At 68.2% G+C, this 20,882-nt stretch carries 14 protein-coding genes; 7 read left to right on the top strand and 7 right to left on the bottom strand.

What is annotated here, in order from left to right; translation table 11 throughout:
* Positions 1 to 7 precede the first annotated feature (7 nt).
* The 4 genes from BLR95_RS12850 to BLR95_RS12835 form a co-directional block, all read right to left on the bottom strand.
* Positions 8 to 385, bottom strand: a complete 378-nt coding sequence (locus BLR95_RS12850) for a GcrA family cell cycle regulator (RefSeq protein ID WP_092620836.1) — start codon at positions 383 to 385, stop codon at positions 8 to 10.
* 160 nt (positions 386 to 545) lie between these two features.
* Positions 546 to 1,241: a response regulator transcription factor gene (locus tag BLR95_RS12845; protein ID WP_092620833.1), complete on the bottom strand. Its 696-nt coding sequence runs from the start codon at positions 1,239 to 1,241 to the stop codon at positions 546 to 548.
* Positions 1,242 to 1,300: 59 nt separating this feature from the next.
* The gene (locus BLR95_RS12840; protein WP_092620830.1) at positions 1,301 to 3,703 is read right to left on the bottom strand and encodes a PAS domain S-box protein; all 2,403 of its coding nucleotides are present in this window, start codon (positions 3,701 to 3,703) and stop codon (positions 1,301 to 1,303) included.
* 60 nt (positions 3,704 to 3,763) lie between these two features.
* Entirely contained in the window at positions 3,764 to 4,384 is a 621-nt protein-coding gene (locus BLR95_RS12835) for a phenylacetic acid degradation protein PaaY (RefSeq protein WP_092620827.1), read from the bottom strand.
* 156 nt (positions 4,385 to 4,540) lie between these two features.
* Between BLR95_RS12835 and paaG the strand changes: the two genes are divergently transcribed.
* The 4 genes from paaG (at position 4,541) to rpsD (ending at position 8,218) form a co-directional block, all read left to right on the top strand.
* The gene (gene paaG / locus BLR95_RS12830; protein WP_092620824.1) at positions 4,541 to 5,326 is read left to right on the top strand and encodes a 2-(1,2-epoxy-1,2-dihydrophenyl)acetyl-CoA isomerase PaaG; all 786 of its coding nucleotides are present in this window, start codon (positions 4,541 to 4,543) and stop codon (positions 5,324 to 5,326) included.
* Positions 5,327 to 5,344: 18 nt separating this feature from the next.
* A complete protein-coding gene (paaI, locus tag BLR95_RS12825; protein WP_092620821.1) occupies positions 5,345 to 5,842 on the top strand; it encodes a hydroxyphenylacetyl-CoA thioesterase PaaI in 498 nt (165 codons plus the stop codon).
* Positions 5,843 to 5,998: 156 nt separating this feature from the next.
* Positions 5,999 to 7,321, top strand: a complete 1,323-nt coding sequence (paaK, locus tag BLR95_RS12820) for a phenylacetate--CoA ligase PaaK (protein WP_092620818.1) — start codon at positions 5,999 to 6,001, stop codon at positions 7,319 to 7,321.
* Between the two features lie 282 nt (positions 7,322 to 7,603).
* The gene (gene rpsD, locus BLR95_RS12815; protein ID WP_092620815.1) at positions 7,604 to 8,218 is read left to right on the top strand and encodes a 30S ribosomal protein S4; all 615 of its coding nucleotides are present in this window, start codon (positions 7,604 to 7,606) and stop codon (positions 8,216 to 8,218) included.
* A 650-nt stretch (positions 8,219 to 8,868) separates the two neighbouring features.
* Here rpsD and BLR95_RS12810 read toward each other — a convergent pair.
* The gene (locus tag BLR95_RS12810) at positions 8,869 to 10,167 is read right to left on the bottom strand and encodes a TolC family protein (protein ID WP_218119555.1); all 1,299 of its coding nucleotides are present in this window, start codon (positions 10,165 to 10,167) and stop codon (positions 8,869 to 8,871) included.
* Positions 10,168 to 10,511: 344 nt separating this feature from the next.
* Here BLR95_RS12810 and BLR95_RS12805 point away from each other — a divergent pair, with 344 nt between their 5' ends.
* A complete protein-coding gene (locus BLR95_RS12805) occupies positions 10,512 to 13,757 on the top strand; it encodes a sensor domain-containing protein (protein ID WP_092620809.1) in 3,246 nt (1,081 codons plus the stop codon).
* A gap of 165 nt (positions 13,758 to 13,922) precedes the next feature.
* Positions 13,923 to 14,930 carry a CDF family Co(II)/Ni(II) efflux transporter DmeF gene (gene dmeF, locus BLR95_RS12800; protein ID WP_092620806.1) on the top strand — a complete coding sequence of 336 codons (1,008 nt, stop codon included), beginning with the start codon at positions 13,923 to 13,925 and terminating at the stop codon, positions 14,928 to 14,930.
* Between the two features lie 19 nt (positions 14,931 to 14,949).
* On the opposite strand, the gene BLR95_RS12795 is transcribed toward dmeF, so the two are convergent.
* Positions 14,950 to 17,670, bottom strand: a complete 2,721-nt coding sequence (locus BLR95_RS12795; protein WP_092620803.1) for a bifunctional acetate--CoA ligase family protein/GNAT family N-acetyltransferase — start codon at positions 17,668 to 17,670, stop codon at positions 14,950 to 14,952.
* A gap of 248 nt (positions 17,671 to 17,918) precedes the next feature.
* On the bottom strand, positions 17,919 to 18,965 hold the full coding sequence (locus tag BLR95_RS12790) for an SLAC1 anion channel family protein (protein ID WP_176787849.1): 1,047 nt from the start codon (positions 18,963 to 18,965) through the stop codon (positions 17,919 to 17,921).
* 517 nt (positions 18,966 to 19,482) lie between these two features.
* Between BLR95_RS12790 and BLR95_RS12785 the strand changes: the two genes are divergently transcribed.
* Positions 19,483 to 20,757 (top strand): tyrosine-type recombinase/integrase, encoded by a 1,275-nt coding sequence (locus BLR95_RS12785; RefSeq protein ID WP_218119554.1) that lies wholly within the window; start codon positions 19,483 to 19,485, stop codon positions 20,755 to 20,757.
* Positions 20,758 to 20,882 lie beyond the last annotated feature (125 nt).

Genomic DNA, 20,882 nt, shown 5'->3' with positions numbered 1-20,882 from the left:
GTTCCCGTCAGGCGGCGCTGTCGTCGCGGTTCTTGCCGCCGGAGACATAGGCGATGGCGGCGTGCTCGGCACAGTAGGGTTTGCCGGGCAGGGTCGGCTTGCCGCAGAAGTGGAAGCCCGGCTCCTTGGGGTCGCCGATCGGCCAGCGGCAGGTGTTGTGCGACAGATCGACCATGGAGTGGATGCGCGGTTCCGGCTCGGCCGCCGCCTTGCCGGGGGTCTTGACCCGCTTGATCGGGCTCGGCCGGCCCTTGAGGCCCAGGCGATGGGCCTTGCCGACCACGGCGTTCTTGGAAACGCCCAGTTGCTTGCCGATCTCGCCGGTGGTCAGCCCTTCGGCCCACAGACGCTTCAGTTCCTCGATCCGCTCGTCGTTCCAGACCATGCCCAGCCCCTGGTTTGCTTGCGTGTGGTCCCGGAAGGCGCTCCCGGGAAGGGCGGCCGACTCGCCCGAGAATCGAGTCGGCGCCGACCCTCCGATACTCTCAAAGGGCCCCCGAAGTCCACCCGCAAGCCGGCCAGCCCGTCGGTCTCAAGAGGTTTTTTCAGGAAGCGTTGCGCTCCAGCCACCCATGTTCCAGGGCGATGCGCACCGCCTGGGCCCGGTTGGCCGCGCCCAGTTTGCGGTAGACGTTGCGCAGGTGCACCTTGACGGTGATCTCCTGCACTTCCAGCCGGCGGGCGATTTCCTTGTTGGTGCCGCCGTCGATGATCAGGCCCAGGATCTCCGCCTCGCGCACCGACAGCCGGGCCAGCGGCCCCTCGCCACCGGGCTCGCCGCCCGCCGACAGGGTGGCCCGCGTCGCCTCGCCGCCGGGCCGCCCCTTGACCAGGGGCCGGGCCGGCGCCTCCAGCATGAAGGCGGGAAAGAAGCGCTCGCCGGTCAGCACCAGACGCAGCACCGCCAGCATGGCTGGGCCGCTCATGGTCTTGGGCAGATAGGCCGCGGCATCCAGGCGATAGCAATGCAGGATGTCCTCCGGATCGACCGAGCCCGACAGCACCACCACCGGCATTTCCGGATGGGCGGTCATCATCTGGCGGATGGCGTCGCCGCCTTCCATGCCCGGCATATTGAGGTCGAGCACCGCCAGATCGCACGGCCCCTGTTCCTTCAGGCCGGCCATGGCGCCGGCGAAATCGGCCGCCACCAGGACCTCGGTCCCCGGCTCCAGTTCCTCCAGGAAGGGGCGCATGCCGTGCTGGACCAGGTGGTGATCGTCGGCCAGAAGAACCCGCATGTCGGTGGTTTCACTCCAGATCTGGGTTGGCTGCAATTATCGGCACTGCACGAAGGGATTCAACCGTTGCCTTGGCCGCCCCCGTCACCGCCCTCACGGGTCGGGCCGAGCACCTCGTCGACCACCTCGGCCAGCCGCGACAGCGACAGCGGCTTGAACAGCACGTGGCGCACCGTCGGCCCGGCGGCGGCCACCCCGTCGCTGTCCTCGAGATGGCCGGTCAGGATGACCACCGGCAGATCGGGCGCCCGCTCGGCCAACTCGGCGATCAGATGGCTGCCGTGCAGGCCGGGCATCCTGAGGTCGGTCAGCACCAGGTCGGGATCGTTCTCCTCGGCCAGGGCCAGGGCACTGGCCCCGTCCGCCGCCCGACTGACCATGATGCCGCGCTCGGTCAGGAATTCGGCCACCCGGTCGGCGGCGGCCGGCTCGTCGTCGACCACCAGCACCCGGGGCGGCCGCCGGGTTGTTCGCTGTCGACGCGGGGCCGCCAGGGCGCCGGCCCCCGGCGGGGGCTCGCCCTGGGCCGCCCGGGCGAGCGGCAGAAGGATGGTGAACTCGGCCCCCTGCTTCAGGTTGCGGGCGTTCAGCGAGCCCCCCATGCCGGCGATCACCGAATAGCTGATGGACAGGCCAAGACCGGTTCCCTTGCCTTCCTGCTTGGTGGTGAAGAAGGGGTCGAACAGGCGGTCCATGGCGTACTCGGGGATGCCCGGGCCGTTGTCCTCGATGCGGATGCGGACCTGCTGACCGACTTCCGCCAGATGCAGCGTGATGGCCGGCTCGAAGGCGCTGCCCGCCGGCTCGGCGGCGCCCTTCTCCTGCAGCGCGTCGCGGGCGTTGGTCAGCATGTTGAGGATCACCTGCTCCAACTGGATGGGCCGCCCCAGCACCTGGATCTCGCCATCCAGTGGCATCCTGAGGTCGACCGCGATGCCCTGCAGGGCGAACTGCTTGCGCACCATGGCGCTGGACTGGCGGATGGTCACCCGGGGATCGAACAGGGTGGCCGGGCCGATGTCCGGGCGGCTGAACACCCGCATGTGCTGGACGATCTCGCCCATCCGCCCGGCCTGCTCGGAGAGCACCTGGAAGGTCTCGCGCAGGTAGGCCGGATCGGCCCGCCCGCGCTCCATCTTGAGCAGGGCGGCATCGGCCGACATGCGCATGATGTTGAGCGGCTGGCTCAGCTCGTGGGCCAGGCCGGCGGCCATCTCGCCCAAGGTGGCCAGCTTGGCGGCCTGGATCAACTGGCGTTGGGTTTCCTGCTGGCGGCTGATGTCGTGCAGCACGGCCAGGGTCGACGGGTGGCCGGCGAAATGGATCGGCGCGGTGGAAATCTCGGCCACCACCAGCCGCCCGCCCTGATGGCGCAGACGGGCCTCGAAGGTGGTGCCGGACAGCCCCAGCCCCTCGGTGCGCGAGACCATGTCCTCCAGCTCGGCCCGGCTGCGCGGCGGCACCAGATCCCAGATCGGCCAGCCGGTCATCTCGCCCGGGGTGACAAAGCCGAGCAGGCGGGCGGCGGCGGCGTTGGCGAAGCGGATGCGCCCGCCCCCCAGCACGATGATGCCGTCCGGGATCATCTCGATCAGGGTGCGATAGCGTTCCTCGCTTTCGGCCAGCGCCGCCTCGGTCAGGCGGCGGTTGGTGATGTCGGCATAGATGCCGATGGTCTGGCCATCCTCGGTGCGGCTTTCGCGAACCAGGAAATGGCGCCCGTCGGGCAGGGTCAACTCGACCGGCTCACCGTCGGCCTGGGCGTGGCTGTCGCGGCGCATCCTGAGCCAGGCGTCGGCCTCGTGGCGATCCTGCTGCTGGAACAGGGGGCTCAGGCAGGCCACCTCGGCGAAGGTCCGTCCGGTCAGCTCGGCCCGTCGGGTGCCGGGGATGAGGAGCTGCACGAAGCCCTCGTTGCACATCACCAGACGGTCCTCGGGGCTCCAGATGGCGACCGCCCCGGCGGCGCTGTTCAGGGCCCGGACCAGCCGCCGCTCGGCGTCCTCGGCCCGGCGTTCGGCCTCGGCCTGGTCGGAGATGTCGACCCCGACCCCGCGATAGCCGGCGAACACCCCGGCGGCGTCGCGCACCGGGCGGGCACTGACCCGGACCAGCCGCCGCCCCTGCCCCGGCACCTCGAGCCACAGACGGTGGTTGCGGAAACCCTGGCGGTTGGCCAGTTGGGCCCGATGGCTGGCCAGACCGTCCTCCTCGGCCTCGGCCACCGCGTCGAACCAGTGGCGGCCGATCAGCCGGTCGAGCGACGCCGAGCCGCCGTTGCCGACGGCGATCCACATGAAGTCGAGATCGGCGTTCAGCTCGAACAGCCAGTCGGCGTGGGCCAGGGCGAGGTCGCGGAACAGGTCGCCGCTGCGCCTGAGGGCGGCGGCCAGGGCGTCGCGCGGGTCACCCGCCGAGGGGCTTCCCCTCCCGGCCGTCTCGTCCGCTGCCCTGCCCGTCATGGCGCCCCCGGCTGCCAAACAACACCCGCCGGCGAGTATAGGGACATCCCCCCCGCCGGCTCAATCCTTGCCGCCCTGGCTCTTGCGGGCGAACAGCGGCTCGGCGTCGCCGGCCTCGACCCGCCGTTCCTGGCGCTCGGCGTCGACCTCGCTCAGCGGCGCGCAGGGCTTCAGCGAGGCCAGGCTGCGCCGGGTCAGGGTCTGGTACTCGCGGGTGCCCTCCTCCTTCCAGGCCAACTCTTCATCGCTGACCTGGCGCACGATGCGCCCCGGCACCCCGGCGACCAGCGAGCGGGCCGGAATCTGCCAGCCAGCCTTGATGAAGCTGGCCGCGGCGACGATGCACTCGGGGCCGATCACCGCCCCGTCCATCACCGTGGCGTTCATGCCGACCAGGGCGTTGCGCCCGACCACGCAGCCGTGCAGCACGGCGCCGTGCCCCACATGGCCGTCCTCCTCGATCACCGTGTCGGTGCCGGGGAAACCATGCATCGTGCAATTGTCCTGGATGTTCGAGCCGGCTTTCAGGATCAATCGTCCGAAGTCGCCGCGCAGCGAGCAGGCCGGCGCCACGTAGCAGCCGGGGCCGATGATCACGTCGCCGATCAGCACGGCGTCGGGATGGACGAAGGCGGTGGGGTCGATGACGGGGCGCACCCCCTCGATCTCGTAGGTCGGCATGGTGCGGGCGGTCTCCGGCTGGCGGACGTGGGGCGGCGGCCATCCTGCGCCATCCGGCGGCGCCTGACCAGAGCCCGTCAGGCAACCGTCGATGCCTTGCATTCCGAACCGCCCGGCCCGATCCTGAGGGTCCGTTCCGCCACCCGGAGTTACCTAATGAGCTACGACACCATTCGCCTTGAGATCGCCGATGGGGTCGCCCGCCTGACCCTGAACCGCCCCGACAAGCTGAACAGCTTCACCATTCAGATGCACGGCGAGTTGCGCCAGGCCCTGAAGCAGGTGCGCCAGGACGAGTCGGTGCGCTGCCTGCTGCTTTCCGGCGCCGGGCGCGCCTTCTCGGCCGGCCAGGACCTGGGCGAGACCGGCCCCGGCGAACGCCCGCTCGATCTGGCCCAGACCCTGGACCATCACTACAACCCGCTGGTCCGCTCGCTGCGCGATTTGCCGTTCCCCGTGGTCGCGGCGGTCAACGGGGTGGCCGCCGGGGCCGGGGCCAACATCGCGCTGGCCTGCGATCTGGTGCTGGCCGGGCGCTCGGCGCGCTTCATCCAGGCCTTCTCGAAGATCGGCCTGGTTCCCGATTCGGGCGGCACCTGGCTGCTGCCCCGGCTGGTCGGCCTGCAACGGGCGATGGGCCTGTGCCTGCTCGGCGAACCGCTGGAGGCCGAACAGGCCCTGGCCTGGGGGCTGATCTGGAAGGTGGTCGACGATGACGCCCTCGCCGACGAGGCCAGCGCCCTGGCCGCCCGGCTGGCCGCCCTGCCCACCGTCGCCCTGGGCCTGACCAAGCGGGCCCTGCACGACAGCGCCACCCACAACCTGGACCACCAACTCAACATGGAGCGCGACCTGCAGAAGATCGCCGCCCGCAGCGAGGACCACGCCGAGGGCGTGGCCGCTTTCAAGGAAAAACGCCAGCCCGACTTCAAGGGCCGCTGAACCTTTGGACACCGCCCGATGACCGAAACCCCCATCGATGGCGCCGACGGCGCCTTTGCCCGGCCCATCGAACAGCGCATCGCCGAGGCCGTCGCCCAGGCCATGATGGCCCGCGACGAAGCGGCCAAGAGCTTCGGCATCAGCATCGAGAAGGTCGGCCCCGGGTTTGCCCGGCTGACCATGCCGGTACGCCCGGACATGCTGAACGGCCACGCCACCACCCATGGCGGGATCACCTTCACCCTGGCCGACTGCGCCTTCGCCTATGCCTGCAACAGCCACAACATGCTGACCGTGGCCCATTCGTGCAGCATCACCTACACCGCGCCCGGCAAGGCCGGCGACGTGCTGGTGGCCGAGGCGCGCGAGGCCAGCCTGATCGGCCGCAACGGGGTCTATGACGTCAAGGTGACCAACCAGCACGGCGACACCCTGGCCCTGTTCCGGGGCAACTCGCGCACCATCCAGGGCCATGTCTTCCCGCCCGGGGACCTGGATCGACTGGTTCCTGACTGAACTTAACTCCCGGGCGGCGTCCCTCGGCATTGAAAAACCCGCCCAGGAGTGCTTTCTTCCCTGCTTCATTTCGCGCCGGGAATATGCGACACCGCCGCGCCAAGGGGACAGCGAACCAACACCGGGCCGCGCGCCATCGGGGGAGACAGACGAGCCATGACCGGGATGAACCTGCACAAGCGGCCCCTCGAAGGGGAAATGGACCCCATCGAGATCGCCACCCGGGACGAGATCACGGCGGTCCAGACCCAGCGCCTGCGATGGACGCTGACCCACACCTATCAGAACGTCGAGCACTTCCGGAACAAGTGCCGCGACAAGGGTGTGCATCCGGACGACTTCACCAGCATCGCCGACCTCGCCAGGTTCCCCTTCACCTCCAAGGAAGATCTGAGGGCCAACTATCCCTTCGGCATGTTCGCCGTGCCGCGCGAGCAGGTGGTGCGCATCCACGCCTCCTCGGGCACCACCGGCAAGCCGACGGTGGTCGGCTACACCCGCGAGGACATCAGCATGTGGGGCCAGGTGATGGCCCGCTCGATCCGCGCCGCCGGCGGCCGGCGCGGCGATCTGGTTCATGTGGCCTATGGCTACGGGCTGTTCACCGGCGGCCTGGGGGCCCACTACGGGGCCGAGACCCTGGGCTGCACGGTGATCCCCATGTCGGGCGGCCAGACTGAGCGTCAGGTCCAGTTGATCCGCGACTTCAGGCCCGACGTGATCATGGTCACCCCGTCCTACATGCTGGTCATCGCCGACGAGATGGAGCGCCAGGGCCTGGACCCGGCCACCTGCAGCCTGCGCCTGGGCCTGTTCGGCGCCGAGCCGTGGACCCAGCAGATGCGCGGCGAGATCGAGGGCCGGCTGGGCATGGACGCCATCGACCTTTATGGCCTGTCGGAGGTGATCGGCCCCGGGGTGGCCAGCGAGTGCATCGAAACCAAGGACGGCCTGCACATCTGGGAGGACCACTTCTACCCCGAGGTGATCGACCCGCAGACCGGCGAGCCGGTGCCCGACGGCGAGATCGGCGAGTTGGTGTTCACCAGCCTGACCAAGATCGCCATGCCGGTGATCCGCTACCGGACCCGCGACCTGACCCGTCTGATGCCGGGCACGGCGCGCAGCATGCGGCGCATGGACAAGATCACCGGGCGCTCGGACGACATGCTGATCATCCGCGGGGTCAACGTCTTCCCGACCCAGATCGAGGAGCTGATCCTGAAGGATGGCCGCCTCGCCCCGCACTATCAGATCAAGGTGCGCCGCGACGGCCACCTGGACCAGATGAGCATCGCCGTGGAATTGCGCCAGGGCCTGTTCGACGACAGCGCCAAGGCCAACGCGGCGCGCGACCTGAAACACCACATCAAGTCGTTCATCGGCGTCTCCACCGATGTGCTGGTCATGGAACAGGGCGAGATCGAGCGCAGCCAGGGCAAGGCCAAGCGGGTGATCGACATGAGGCCCAAGGGCTGAGGCGCCTCCATTTGCCCCCCATCTGCCCCATTTGCCTTTGACAAGCGCGGCGCGATCAGCATAATGCGCCGCCTTACCGCCCGGGATGTGGGCCGGCCCCGTGAAGCCTGCGCCCCGCCCCCGGCCGGACCTGCCCCTTGACAGGCACGCTCCGACCGGACCGGATCACCGGGCACAACGCCGCCGGGGCGACAAGGGGCCTTCCCCAACCTCGCCCACGGCATCAAGAACACCTCACACAGCATTGAAAATGCTGTTCAACGAAGGGGCACGCGTCACCTCATGAGCAAGCGTCACGAGTCCAAGTACAAGATCAACCGCCGCCTCGGGGTCAACCTCTGGGGCCGACCGAAGAGTCCGGTCAACAAGCGCGAATACGGCCCCGGCCAGCACGGCCAGCGGCGCAAGAAGCCCAGCGACTTCGGCACCCAGCTGATGGCCAAGCAGAAGCTGAAGGGCTACTACGGCAACATCTCGGAAAAGCAGTTCCGCCGCTACTACGCCGACGCCGACAGCCGCAAGGGCGACACCTCGGAGAACCTGATCGGCCTGCTCGAGCGCCGCCTCGACGCCGTGGTCTACCGGATGAAGTTCGTCCCCACCGTGTTCGCCGCCCGGCAGTTCGTCAACCACGGCCACGTCCTGGTCAACGGCCGCAAGGTGACCATCCCCAGCTACATGATCCGCGAGGGCGACGTGATCACCGTGCGCACCAAGTCGCGCCAGCTGCCGCTGGTGCTGGAGGCCGTTGAGTCGGCCGAGCGCGACGTGCCCGACTACATCACCGTCGATCACGACAAGATGGAAGGCACCTTCGTGCGCACCCCGCAGTTGGCCGACGTGCCCTACCCGGTGACCATGGAACCGAACCTGGTCATCGAGTTCTACTCGCGCTAACACACAGGACCCCGGCGGCCCCCCGGGCCGCCGCCGGCCCAGACAGCAAAGCCGCCCGGCACGCGAAGCCGGGCGGCTTTCTCATGGGCGCCGCAAAACACCAACCGGCGATGAGAGCAGATCGTGCGAAATGTGAATCGCGGAGCGCTTCAGATTTCGCACGATCTGCTCTCGATCTTAGATGTAGAGCCGATTTGAGCGAAAAATCTGGAACCACCAAGTGGTTCCGATTTTTCGCTCTCGGCTCGAGTGAAACTCATCGCCGGTTGGTATGAAAGGGGCTTTGCCCCTTTGAAACCCCACCGGGGGAGCCAGGGGCTCCCCCGGCCCCCCTCCATTCATTGATCGCCGAGCGAGCCGACGGATTTCCGCACGCAGGCCTTGGCCTGCACCATTGGGAGGGCAAGCTCCGGCCGCGTGCCCATTCCCCGGTTGTTTTCGCAGGCCAGCAAAGCTGGCCTGCAACCAAAAAAACCACGACGCGACCCGTTCAGAGGGAACGATTGTTCACCAACGAATGGAGGGGTCCGGGGAAGCCCTGCTTCCCCGGTGGGGGTTTGGGGGCAAAGCCCCCAACTTGCCGCCCCGCCTCGCCCGGGATGGGCGTGGAAACCGGATGATGGGAGTGTCGGAAAAGGGGGCCCTACCCCTCAGTTGGCCGCGATCAGGCCTTCCTCGGTCAGCCGGCCCATGGCCAGCAGCAACTGGTAGGTCGCCAGGTGCTTGTTGAACTCGGCCTCGACGGTGGCCAGCTCGGCATTGGCCATGGCCGCCTCGCTGTCCAGCACGTCGATCACCTCGGCCCGCCCGGCATCGAGCAGGCGCTTGCGGCTTTCGAACACCTCGGCGGCGATGTTGGCGGCGTTCTCCACCAGATCGACCCGCTCGCGCTGGGCCATCATGGTGTGCCAGGCAACGCGGGTCTGCTCGGCCACCGTGCGCTGGGTTTCCTGCAGGCCATAGACCGCGGCGCCGTGCATGTGGGCGGCGCGGGCCACCGTGGCGTCGGTCTTGAAGCCGTTGAAGATGTTCCAGCGGGCCTTGACCAGGATCGACCATTCGCGGCTGTGGTTGCGCACCCCTTCCTTGTCGTCCTCGTAGTCCCAGGAGAGTTCCAGATCGACGTTGGGGTAGTAGTCGCGCGCCGCGGCGTCGCGCCCCTCGTCGGTGCGCTTGGTGGTCTGGCCCATCATCACGATGCCCGGGTTCTCGACCAGGGCCACCTCGACCGCCTTGTCCACGCTGTCCGGGATCAGGCCCAGCGGCAGGTTGGGCAGGGTCATCTCGCCAACCTCGGAGGGCCGGCCGAAGTACTGCACATAGCGGGCCTGGGCGGCGGCCAGGGTGCCCTGGTAGCCGACCCGGCGCTCCTTGGCCAGTTGCAGACGCGACTTGGCATCCAGCACGTCGACCGCGATGCCCGATCCACGCCGCACTCGCTCGTCTTCCAGGTCAAGCTGGCGCTTGATGGTCGCCTCGTTGCGCCGCGCCACCTCGAGCAGGCGGTATTGCCTGAGCACATCGAGATAGGCCGCGGTGGCCTCGTACAGGGCGCCCTGGCGGACGCTTTCGGTCTCCGCCAGGCTGGCCGCGTGACCGTATTCGGCCATCGTCACGTTGCCCTGGGTGAGGGCGTTGCCGCTGCCGGCGAACAGGTTCTGAGTGAGGGTGGCGCCGACCGTCTTGCGCGGGTGGGTGTAGGGGTGGAACGGCGCGTTGTAGCGCTGGGTCGGGCTGCTGATGTGATCGACGCCGTAGTCGGCCGTCAGGTCAACCCGGGGCAGGTAGTTGGAAAAGGCGGCGCCGATGTCTTCCTCGGCCGCCTCGTCCATCTTGCCGCGCGCCAGCAGGCGCGGATGATCGGCCAGGAAAAGCTGGATCTCGCTGACGAAATGGTTGGGCTCCCGAGCCTCCGCCGGCGGCGGCCCGAACCAGGCGCACAACGCCACGAGCGCCATCCCAACCCCCAACCCACGTCCCTTGGCCATGGCCCCCATCCCACCATCAATCCCCGGTTCCAGATGTGTACCGCCGTTGCAGCCGGCAGGTGCCAGATTTCAGTACACCATCCAGCGCGTCCGATCAAATGTCCACCGCGCGCCGACAAGCCGTTTTTCAAAGGCTGATTTTGAAGGTCTGGTCTTCAGGGGCTGACGCAATGGTTTCCCCAGCGGAAAATAAGGCTTAATCTTCCAGGCCGCGTCGGAGAACACTCCCAAACGGTGTCGCAAGACGCCCCACCCCGCCGTATCCCGCCACTTCGCCCCATCCGCGCAGGAGACGCACCGGCCAGATGGCTTCCGCCTTGTCCCTAGGGCTTGTTCTCGGAGCCGTGCTGGGCACCCTGATCGGGGCCGCCCTGTTCGCCGTCGGGGCGTTGTCCCCGCACTTCGGCAGCATCTGGCCACGCCGCGCCCTGATCCTGTGGTCGGCCGCCTTCGCGCTTTTGGCCTTGCGCTTCCTGCTGCTGTGGCTGGCTCCCGGGATTGCTCCCGGCGACTTCAACCCCCTGGCCGAAGTGGCCCATCTGGCGGCGGTGACCCTGCTTTTTGCCGGCACCCAACGGTATTTCCAGCGCCCCATGCGACTTGGCGTCCTGGGCCTTCTGTTCGGCGGCGGCCTGGCCTGGATCGCGGTCAGCGTCGGCCTGGGCACCGAGTTCCTGGCCGCCACCACGCCGATCTATGTGTTTTCCGGCGGCATGTTGTTCGCCAACGCCTGGTACTGGCTGGACAACCGGCAACCGGGCGACGTCGCGACCTTGACGCTGGCCATCCTCCTGTCGCTGTGGGGGTTGCACAAGCTCGACTACCCGTTCCTGTTCGGCCTGTCCGGCATCGGCCCGTGGGGGCTGGTGCTGGGCCTGACCCTGGCTGTCGCCAGTGGGCTTGGGCTGCTGGTTGTCACGGCTGGACTCCAGGGCCAACGGTGCCGGGAAACCGTGCGGCGGGTCAGTGAACTGGAGGCGGAAAGCGCCGCCGGCACGGCCCACCTGCGGACCGTGCTCGACACCCTGGCCGACGGCGTGGTGACGGTCGATGGCGAGGGCGTCATCGCCGACGTCAACCCGACCGCCGTCGCCATCTTCGGCTACCTCTCGGCGGAACGGATGATCGGCCTGCCGGTCAGCACCATCCTGCCCGACGAGGAGAACGACTACCCCCTCGGCGGCCTGGTGGCCCGGCTGGCCGGCCACCCCGAAGCCGCCGCCGAGCGGCCGGACAGCTTCGTTGGCATGCGCCAGGGCGGTGGCTCGCTGCCGGTCGATGTCAGGGTCTCGGAAACCACCCAGGGCGGCCGGCGGTTCTTCGTGGTGGTGGTCCGCGACATGAGCGAGGCGACCGCCGCCCGGACCATCGAGATCCTGGGCCGCGAGTTGGACCAGAAGGTGCTGGGCGGCGCCAGCCTGGGCGAGGTGGCCGACCATGTGGTCGAGGCCCTGGCCGGCCTGACCGGCGCCGACCTGAGCTGGCTCGCCACCCGGGAGAGCGACCAATCACTGAACCCGCGGGCCCTGTGGGTGGCCGGGCAGAGTGTTCCGGAAGGGATCGAGGACCGGCTTGCCGCCGATACCGCCTCGACCACCGACATCCTGTCCCTGGAGCGCTCCCGCATCCTCGACCTCGACACCCTCCCCGGCAGCCACGCCACGGCCCGCCGGGCCGGCTGTCGCTGGCTGTTGCTGCTCCCCCTGTGGGGGCAGGCCTCGGCGGTCGGCGTGCTCGCCCTGGGCTTTGCCCGCGAGTTGCCGGACCCGGCCCGGATCAGCCGCCTGGAGCGTCTGGCCGGACGCATCGGGGCCGCCCTCAGGCTGACCCGCGACCAGCAGCTCCTGCGCCTGCAGGGCACCGCCATGGACGCCGTGGCCAACGCCATCTTCATCACCCGGGCGGACGGCACCATCGAGTGGGTCAACAAGGCCTTCTGCCGCCTCAGCGGCTACCCGGCGGAGGAGGTGCTGGGCAGGAAGCCGTCCATCCTGAAGTCCGGGTTCCAGGATCTGGCGACCTATCACGACATGTGGAAGTCGATCACCAAGGGCGCCGTGTGGCGCGGCGAGCTGATCGAGCTGAGGCGCGACAAGACACTGTACACGGTCAACCAGTTGGTCACCCCGATGGTCGGCCAGTCGGGCGAGATCGAGCACTTCGTCGCCGTGCACGAGGACATCACCGAGCGCAAGAAGGCCGACGAGCGCATCCGCTACCTGTCCAACTACGACACCCTGACCCGGCTGCCCAACCGGGTGCTGTTCCGCGACCGGCTGGTCCAGGCGGTGACCCAGGCCCGCCGCACGCGCACCAAGCTGGCCGTGCTGTTCATCGACATGAACCGCTTCTCGCGGGTCAACGACACCCTGGGCCACGACACCGGCGACCAGTTCCTGATGACCGTGGCCTCGCGCATCAACGCCGCCGCCGGCGACGCCGACACCGTGGCCCGCATCGGCGGCGACGAGTTCGCCATCATCCAGACCAACCTGGAAAACGCCGAGGCGGCCGCCTCGCTGGCCACCCGCATCATCCGCACGGTGGCCAGCCCGGTGGAGATCAGCGGCCAGGAGGTGCGGGTCGGGGCCAACGTGGGCATCGCCATCTACCCCCAGGACGGCGAGGACGCCGACCACCTGATCAAGAACGCCGACATGGCCATGTACCGGGTGATCCGCTCCGACGCCGAACCCTACTGCTTCTTCTCCAACGAGATGAACGACGAGGCGCAGTTGCGCCTGGGCCTGGAGGGCGACCTGCGGCGGGCCCTGGAGCTGAACGAGCTGTCCCTCTACCTGCAGCCCCAGGTCGACACCCGGGGCCGCCGGGTGGTCGGCTTCGAGGCCCTGCTGCGCTGGTTCCACCCGACCCACGGCAACATCCCGCCGGCCCGGTTCATCCCGGTGGCCGAGGACAGCGGGCTGATCCTGTCGATCGGCGAGTGGGTGCTGGAACAGGCCATCATCCAGATGGCCAAATGGCGGGCCGAGGGGCTGGGCGAGGTCTCGATGGCGGTCAACATCTCGCCGGTCCAGTTCCAGGAGCGCCACCTGCCGGACAAGGTGGCCCGCATGCTTGAAGTGCACGACGTGCCGGCCGCCTTCCTCGAGCTGGAACTGACCGAAAGCGTGCTGATGAAGGACGCCGAGGCCGCCGTCACCCTGCTCAACCGGCTGTCCGACGCCGGTATCAAGCTGGCCGTGGACGACTTCGGCACCGGCTATTCGTCGCTCGCCTATCTCAAGCAGTTCCGGGTCGACAAGCTGAAGCTGGACCAGTCGTTCGTGCGCCACATGGACACCGACTTCAACGACCGGGTGATCGCCCGGGCGACCATCAACCTGGGCCACAGCCTGGGCCTGAAGGTGATCGGCGAGGGCGTCGAGACGCGCACCCAGTTCGAGATGCTCCAGCGCGAGGGCTGCGACGTGGTGCAGGGCTACCTGTTCGGCCGCCCGATGCCGGTCGACGAAGCCACCGAGCTTCTGCGCCGCGCCGGCCCCGCCCCCTTCCTCGACACCGAGGGCGATCCCCCGCAAGGGAGCTGATCCGGCCCCGGGGGCTCCGTGCCGGTTGGTCGCACAGGCGGGGCCTTCAACCCGGGGCGGCGGGGGGCTAGCCTGAAGCGGCGCGGCGAGATGATGCGACGGCCCGCCCCTCCGGGACGCCCCGACACCCGCCCCTTCCCGCCGTCAAGCCCGCGGAACCGCCCCATGCACATCCATTCCCTCGACACCTGGCGTCACGAGCACGTCTACGTCGATCCCCACCAGGGTCAGGCCGAACGCCGGGTGGTCTGGGTGATCGCCCTGACCGGCGCCGCCATGCTGCTGGAAATCGGCGGCGGCTGGCTGTTCAACTCCATGGCCCTGCTGGCCGACGGCTGGCACATGGCGAGCCACGCCGGGGCGCTGGGCCTGACCGTCTTCGCCTACCGCTATGCCCGGCGCCACCGGCACGACGCGCGTTTCACCTTCGGCACCGGCAAGGTGGGGGCGCTGGGCGGCTTCGCCAGCGCGATTGGCCTCGGCATCGTGGCGCTGATGATGGTCTGGGAGTCGGTGCAGCGCTTCCTCGAGCCGCTGGCCATCCGCTTCGACGAGGCGATGGCGGTGGCCGTCCTGGGCCTGCTGGTCAACCTGCTCAGCGCCTGGCTGCTGCACCAGGGGGGTGGCCACCACCATCATCACGGCCATGACCACGGCCACGATCATGACCATGTCCACCATCATGTTCAGGAGTCCCACACCGGCGGCGACCAGAACCTGCGCGCCGCCTTCCTGCACGTGGTCGCCGACGCCCTGACCTCGGTGCTGGCCATCGTCGCCCTGCTCGCCGGCAAGACCATGGGCTGGACCTGGATGGATCCCCTGATGGGCATCGTCGGGGCCCTGGTCATCGGCCACTGGACCCTGGGCCTGCTGCGCGACACCGGGCGCATTCTGCTCGATGGCAGCGTTGGCGAGACGGTGCGCGACGACATCCGCCGGCGCATCGAGGCCGACGCCGACAACCGGGTGAGCGACCTGCACGTCTGGCAGGTGGGACCGGACCATCTGGCGGTGATCGTCTCGCTGGTCACCCACTACCCGCGCCCCGCCGGGCACTACAAGGCGCTGCTGGCCGGGCGCGACGATCTGGCGCATGTCACCGTCGAGGTGTTGGCCTGCGGGGGCGCGCCCTGCCTGCCCGTTGCACCCCGGGGTGCCGGCGGCGACTGAGCCGCCGGCGGGTGGCGGCTCAGGCCCCTTCCGCCTCGGTGGGCGGGGCGGCGAGATCCAGTTCCACCTCGACCACCCCCTCGTCGACCGTGCGGGTGCGCCTGAAACCCAGGCTTTCCACGAAGTGGAGCATGCGGGTGTTCTCCTTCAGCACCTGGCCGACCATCACCCGGGTCTGCCGCTGGCGGCAGTAGCCGATCATCTTCTTCAAGAGGATCTGCCCCAGCCCCGACCCCTTGAGGTCGGAGCGCACGACGATGGAGAACTCGGCGCTGTCGTTCTCGCTGTCGGTCACCGTGCGCACCACGCCCAGGGTTTCGCGGCCGCCACTGGCCCGCCGCCCCTCGGCGATGAAGGCCATCTCGCGGTCGTAGTCGATCTGGGTCAGGCGGGCCATCTGGCTGTGCGGCAGCTCGTGAACCAGCCCGAAGAAGCGGAAGCGGATGTCCTCGTCGGTCAACCGCGAGATGAACTCGTGGTGGTTGGGCTCGTCCTCCGGACGGATCGGACGGATCAGCACCTCGCGCTCGGGGAAGCCGTTGACCGGCCTGAGGGCGACCTTTTCCTCCTGCTGCTTGGGATAGGGCCGGATGGCCAGCCGTTTGCCCACATTGTGCGGAATGGCCACCTTGATGCGGGCATCCACGGCCAGCACGCCCTTGCTGTCGGCGAACAGCGGGTTGATGTCCAGCTCCTGGATTTCCGGAATGTCGATGACCAGCTGGGCGACCTGGATCAGGGTCAGGCAGATGGCGTCCAGATCGGCCGGCGGCCGGTCGCGGTAGCCCAGCAGGCGCTTATAGATGCGGGTTTCGCTGATGATCTGGCGGGCCAGCGACATGTTCAGCGGCGGCAGGCCGACCGCCCGGTCGCCGATCACCTCGACCGCCGTGCCGCCCTCGCCGAACAGGATCACCGGGCCGAAGATGGGATCGTTGCTGACCCCGACGATCAGCTCATGCGCCCCCGGCCGGCGGGCCATGCGCTGCACCGTGAAGCCGGACAGCTCGGCATCCGGGAAGGTGGCGCGCAGGCGCTCCTCCATGTGGCGGGCGGCGCTTTCCACCTCCTCCGGGGTGTTCAGGTCGAGCACCACGCCGCCCACGTCGGACTTGTGGGTGATGTCCGGCGACAACACCTTCAAGGCCACCGCGCCCTCCATCTGGGCGGCCATCTCGCGGCAGTCCTCGGGGGTGCGGGCGATGTGGGTCTCCACCGTCGGGATGCCGTAGGCGGCGAACACCGCCTTGGCCTCCGGCTCGCTCATGAAGTCGTGGCCCATGGACAGGGCGTTCTCCATGACCAGACGGGCGGTCGCCGTGGCCGGGGTGAAGTCGCTGGGCAGCGAGGCCGGCGTCTCCATCAGCATGTCCTGGTTGCGGCGATAGGTGACCAGGTGCATGAACGCCTGCACCGCCTTGCTCGGCGTGTCGAAGGTGGGGATCGAGGCCTTGGCGAACATCTCGCGCGGTTCGCGCACCGCCTGCTCGCCGACCCAGCAGGTGGCCAGATTGACCCGACGGTTGGCGCGCGCCACCTCGATCACCTTTTCCGCCACCTCGGTGGCCGAGGAGATGGCCACCGGGCAGTGCATGCACAGCACCGCGTCGACCTCGCGCGATTCGAACAGCGCCTTCAAGGCCGCCTCGTAGCGCTCGCCCGGGGCGTCGCCGATGATGTCGACCGGGTTGCCCTTGGACCACGTCTCGGGCAGCACCTGATCGAGGCGGGCGATGGTCTCCTCGGACAGTTCGGCCAACTGGCCGCCGTGGGCGATCAGCTCGTCGACCGCCATCACGCCCAGGCCGCCGCCGTTGGTCAGCACGGCCAGCCGCTCGCCCTTGGTCGGGCGGGCCCGGGCCAGGGTTTCCACGGCCGCGAACAGTTCCTCGAAATCGTTCACCCGCAGCATGCCGGCCCGCTTGAAGGCGGCGTCGTAGACGTGATCGGCCCCGGCCAGCGCCCCGGTGTGCGAGGCCGCCGCCTTGGCGCCCTCGGCCACCCGGCCCGACTTGATGGCCAGGATTGGCTTGTTGCGCGCCGCCGCCCGGGCCGCCGACATGAAGTTGCGGCGCTGCCGGATGGTCTCGATGTAGAGCAGGATGGCCCGGGTGTGAGGATCGCTGCCCAGGTAGTCGAGCACGTCGCCGAAATCCACGTCGGCGATGTCGCCCAGCGAAATGAAGTGGGAAAAGCCGATGCCGCGCGGCTTGGCCCAGTCGAGCACCGAGGTGCAGACCGCCCCCGATTGGCTGACGAAGGCAATCTTGCCATCCAGCGCCGAGATGTGGGCGAAGCTGGCGTTCATTTTCATCCCCGGCACCAGCAGGCCGACGCAGTTCGGCCCCAGGATGCGCATGCCGTAGGCCCGGGCCACGTCGAGCATGGCCTCCTGATAGGTTCGCCCGTCCTCCAGCGTGTGGCGCGCCATGCCGGCGGTGAGCACGGTGGCGGCCCGCGTGCCGCGCTGGCCAAGGGCCTCGATCATCGGCACCACGGTGGCCGGCGGGGTGCAGATGACGGCCATGTCCGGGGTCACCGGCAGACTGTCCACGTCCGGGTAGGCGAGCACCCCGGCCACCGCCTGGTACTTGGCGTTGACCGGCATGATGGGGCCTTCAAAGCCCCCCTCCAGGAGATTTCGCATAACCACCGCGCCGACCGATTTCTCGCGGTTGGAGGCCCCGATGACGGCGATCGACTGCGGGCGGAACAGGTGGGCGAGGTTGCGCGTGCTCATCTCGGATCCTCGACACTTGAAGGGGGGCACGGTGCGGGACAAGGCAACGCCGGGCCCCGAAGGCCGGTCCCAGGCGGCCCATGGCAGGACGGCTTGGGGGGGGGTAAGTGGCGGCGTGATTGGGCGAGTGGGCGCGTGGGCGATTAAACCCAGTCTATATTGCATCGCAACGCAATAAAAGGGCCGCCCCGGAAAAACCGGGACGGCCCAATAATCGGCATATGCGGCCCTGGCTGGCGGTCAGCGCCTCATTCCGGGACGAACAGATGACCCGTGAACAGCGCCCACAGGGTGCGCAGGAAGACCGCGCTGATGATCACGCTGGCCAGACCGAGCAGACTCCAGGCGACAGGCAGCCCCCAGCTCCAGACGCCGGCATGGGCGTATTCGAAGGCGGCGATGGTGATCGCCGCCGTGGGGAAGGTGAAGGCCCACCACGACACCGCGAAGGGAATGCGGAAAAAGGCCCGGGCCAGCCACAGGTTGAGCAGCGTCATGAACAGCCCGAAGTGGAACAGCACCCGGGCGAAGGCGTCCAGCTCGCCACCGGAAAGCTGCATGTAGGCCAGGAAGCCAACGGCCGGCGGGGCAATCAGGATGAACAGGGTGGGCATCAGCTTGCTGGGCAGCGGATCGTGAAAAATGATCCGGTAGATGATGATCGCCTTGACGATGATCCACATGGTCAGCCCGACGGCGAAGAAGAACCACGCCATCTCGGTATGGCCCAGTTTGACCGCCGACACCGGGACCAGGATGTTGCCGACGATGGGGATGAACCAGGCCGGGTTGGAGTGTTGGATCTCCACGTTGCGCAGCAGCCAGCGGCCCATCAGGTTGAGCGCCAGGACCAGATGCAGGAAGCCGCCGGTCAGGCACAGCGCACTGGCCAGCGGCTTGCTGTAGGGCAGACTGGCCACCGCCAGCAGCAACAGGCTGATCGAGACGGCGGGGAAGAAGTTGGCCCGGATGGGGTGGTTGAACTCGCTCACCACCACCTTCCAGTGGCGCAGCGCCTTGGCCGCGTAAAGCAGCGCGATCAGCACGAACATGGTTGCTGCCAGGGCAATCACCGATTCGCCGATGACCTCGGGCGCGCCGGCCACATGGCCCGCCTTGCGCCAGGCCAGGCCCAGGCCGGTCAGCCCCATGACCACGGCGAACAGCGGAATCGGCACATGCATCAGCCAAGCGCCACCGGCACCGCCGCCGTCGGCGGCGATGGCGTGGGGCGGCGCCTGGAACGCGGGCGGCGGCCCGCCAGCGGGTTGACCCTGCGGGGGGGAAGCGGACATGGGGTTACCTCGGACTGAAGGAATGGTCGGCCAGGGGCGCGCCGGCCATGCGGCCGGCCGCCCTGCCCCGGACAGCTTGAGGAGCCGGGGGGCGGAAGCTTGCATTCATATTTGCTAATGTAAATGCGTTCTGTCAATCACCGCCGGGCGGTACGCCCGGCCTGCCAATCACCGCCGGGCGGTACGCCCGGCCTGTCAATCACCGCCGGGCCGGTGCCCGGCCTGCGGCGGCGTCCCCGAGACGGGGCGCGGGACAACGCTTGTTCGGAACAGGAAGGAGAGTGGCTCCGGCGGTAGGAACCGGGAACCCAACTCACTCCCATCTGATTGCCTTTCGTTGCGTCTCGTTGCATCTAGCTAAGGTGCCGTTTTTCAACACATTTTCGCCCTCCCGCACGATTTTTGTTTCCATATCCCGATGGAACGGGCATCTTTAAGATGCGACCCATTGGTTTATTTTAGGCGGGTGCATAGGAGGGTTTGGAAAATGCCGAGAGTGGCGAAGGAGCTTTCAGCAGTGGCCGTCCGCAACCTGACGCGCCGGCCCGGCCTGCACGCCGTTGGCGGGGTGGCCGGGCTTTGCCTCAACGTGCTGCCCAAGGACCGGGCGGTCGTGCGGGACGGCCAACGGGTGAAGGTGCCCAAGGGGTCTGGCGGGGGTGCGACGTGGATTCTCAGAACGCACATTGACGGGAAGCGCGTTCAGATTGGCCTTGGCGGGTTTCCGACAGTGACGTTATCGCAGGCGCGGGACTCAGCCCGTGAGATGCTCGCGGCAATCCGGGCGGGCCGTGACCCGGTCGCGGAACGGAACGCCGCACGCGCAGCCGCCCGCGCCGCACGCGCCGCGACGATCACCTTTGATGGGGCCGTGCAACAGTGGCTCACGGTGAAGAAGCAGGAGTGGTCATCCGAGAAGAAGGCCAAACAGATTGAAAGCGCGCTGGCCCGGTATGCGTCGCCCGAGTTGGGCCGGATGAACGTTCAAGACATTGAATTGGCCCACATCGTCCGCGTGCTAGAGCCGCACTGGCAGAACAAGACTGAGACCATGACCGGGGTCCGCGCCCGGATCGAGGCGGTTCTTGATTGGTCCACTGTCCATGGCTACCGGAAGGGCGACAACCCGGCGCGCTGGAAGGGCTTTTTGGACAAGGTCTTGCCTGCCCCGGCGAAGATCAAGACAGCGAAGCACTTTGACTCGATGCCCTATGCCGAGATTCCGGAGTTCATGGCCGCGCTCAAAGACCGCGCCGGCATGGGCGCCCGCGCGTTGGAGTTCGCCATTCTGACCGGCGCCCGGTCGAAGGAAATCCGGGGCGCGACGTGGGCTGAAATTGACGTGGGAAAGCGCGTCTGGACCATCCCCGCCGCGCGCATGAAGATGCGCCGCGAACACCGCGTGCCCCTGACCGATGCCGCGCTGGACGTGCTGGAGCGGACGGGCCGGGGCGAGATGGACGGCCTTGTGTTCCCGGCGCCGCGCGGTGGTCAACTGTCGGACATGAGCATCAGTGCGGTGTTGAAGCGGATGGAGGTTCCGGTGACGGTCCACGGTTTCCGGTCCACCTTCAGGACGTGGGCCGCAGAGGAGACCCAGTATCCCCGCGAAGTTTGTGAAGTGTCGTTGGCCCATGCCATAGGGTCCGCCCTCGAAGCTGCCTACAATAGGGGTGATTTGTTCCAGAAGCGGCGCAATCTGCTCAATGACTGGGCGGACTATTGTTCAGGCAAGGCCCCGGCGACTGGTGGGAATGTTGTTTCCATCAATCAGAAGGCGGTGATGGGGTGATTTCTTTCGACGTGAACGGGAGGTTTCGGAAAAAAACACTTTGAATCCGCCGCAAAACAGGGCAAGATTCCAGGAGTCGGTTTGCGCCGACTCTGGTCGGTACGGACGCTGGCGAGCGAGCCGCA

It is taken from the genome of Roseospirillum parvum (assembly GCF_900100455.1).
Classification (GTDB): Bacteria; Pseudomonadota; Alphaproteobacteria; order Rhodospirillales; family Rhodospirillaceae; genus Roseospirillum; species Roseospirillum parvum.
The sequence above is the reverse complement of the archived record's forward strand: the minus strand, read 5'-3'. Positions and strand labels throughout refer to the sequence as shown.

Excerpts from the sequence above, each read along its gene's own strand:
- BLR95_RS12850 (WP_092620836.1), bottom strand. The coding sequence starts at position 385 with ATGGTCTGGAACGACGAGCGGATCGAGGAACTGAAGCGTCTGTGGGCC.
- BLR95_RS12845 (WP_092620833.1), bottom strand. The coding sequence starts at position 1,241 with ATGCGGGTTCTTCTGGCCGACGATCACCACCTGGTCCAGCACGGCATG.
- BLR95_RS12840 (WP_092620830.1), bottom strand. The coding sequence starts at position 3,703 with ATGACGGGCAGGGCAGCGGACGAGACGGCCGGGAGGGGAAGCCCCTCG.
- BLR95_RS12835 (WP_092620827.1), bottom strand. The coding sequence starts at position 4,384 with ATGCCGACCTACGAGATCGAGGGGGTGCGCCCCGTCATCGACCCCACC.
- paaG (WP_092620824.1), top strand. The coding sequence starts at position 4,541 with ATGAGCTACGACACCATTCGCCTTGAGATCGCCGATGGGGTCGCCCGC.
- paaI (WP_092620821.1), top strand. The coding sequence starts at position 5,345 with ATGACCGAAACCCCCATCGATGGCGCCGACGGCGCCTTTGCCCGGCCC.
- paaK (WP_092620818.1), top strand. The coding sequence starts at position 5,999 with ATGACCGGGATGAACCTGCACAAGCGGCCCCTCGAAGGGGAAATGGAC.
- rpsD (WP_092620815.1), top strand. The coding sequence starts at position 7,604 with ATGAGCAAGCGTCACGAGTCCAAGTACAAGATCAACCGCCGCCTCGGG.
- BLR95_RS12805 (WP_092620809.1), top strand. The coding sequence starts at position 10,512 with ATGGCTTCCGCCTTGTCCCTAGGGCTTGTTCTCGGAGCCGTGCTGGGC.
- dmeF (WP_092620806.1), top strand. The coding sequence starts at position 13,923 with ATGCACATCCATTCCCTCGACACCTGGCGTCACGAGCACGTCTACGTC.
- BLR95_RS12795 (WP_092620803.1), bottom strand. The coding sequence starts at position 17,670 with ATGAGCACGCGCAACCTCGCCCACCTGTTCCGCCCGCAGTCGATCGCC.
- BLR95_RS12790 (WP_176787849.1), bottom strand. The coding sequence starts at position 18,965 with ATGTCCGCTTCCCCCCCGCAGGGTCAACCCGCTGGCGGGCCGCCGCCC.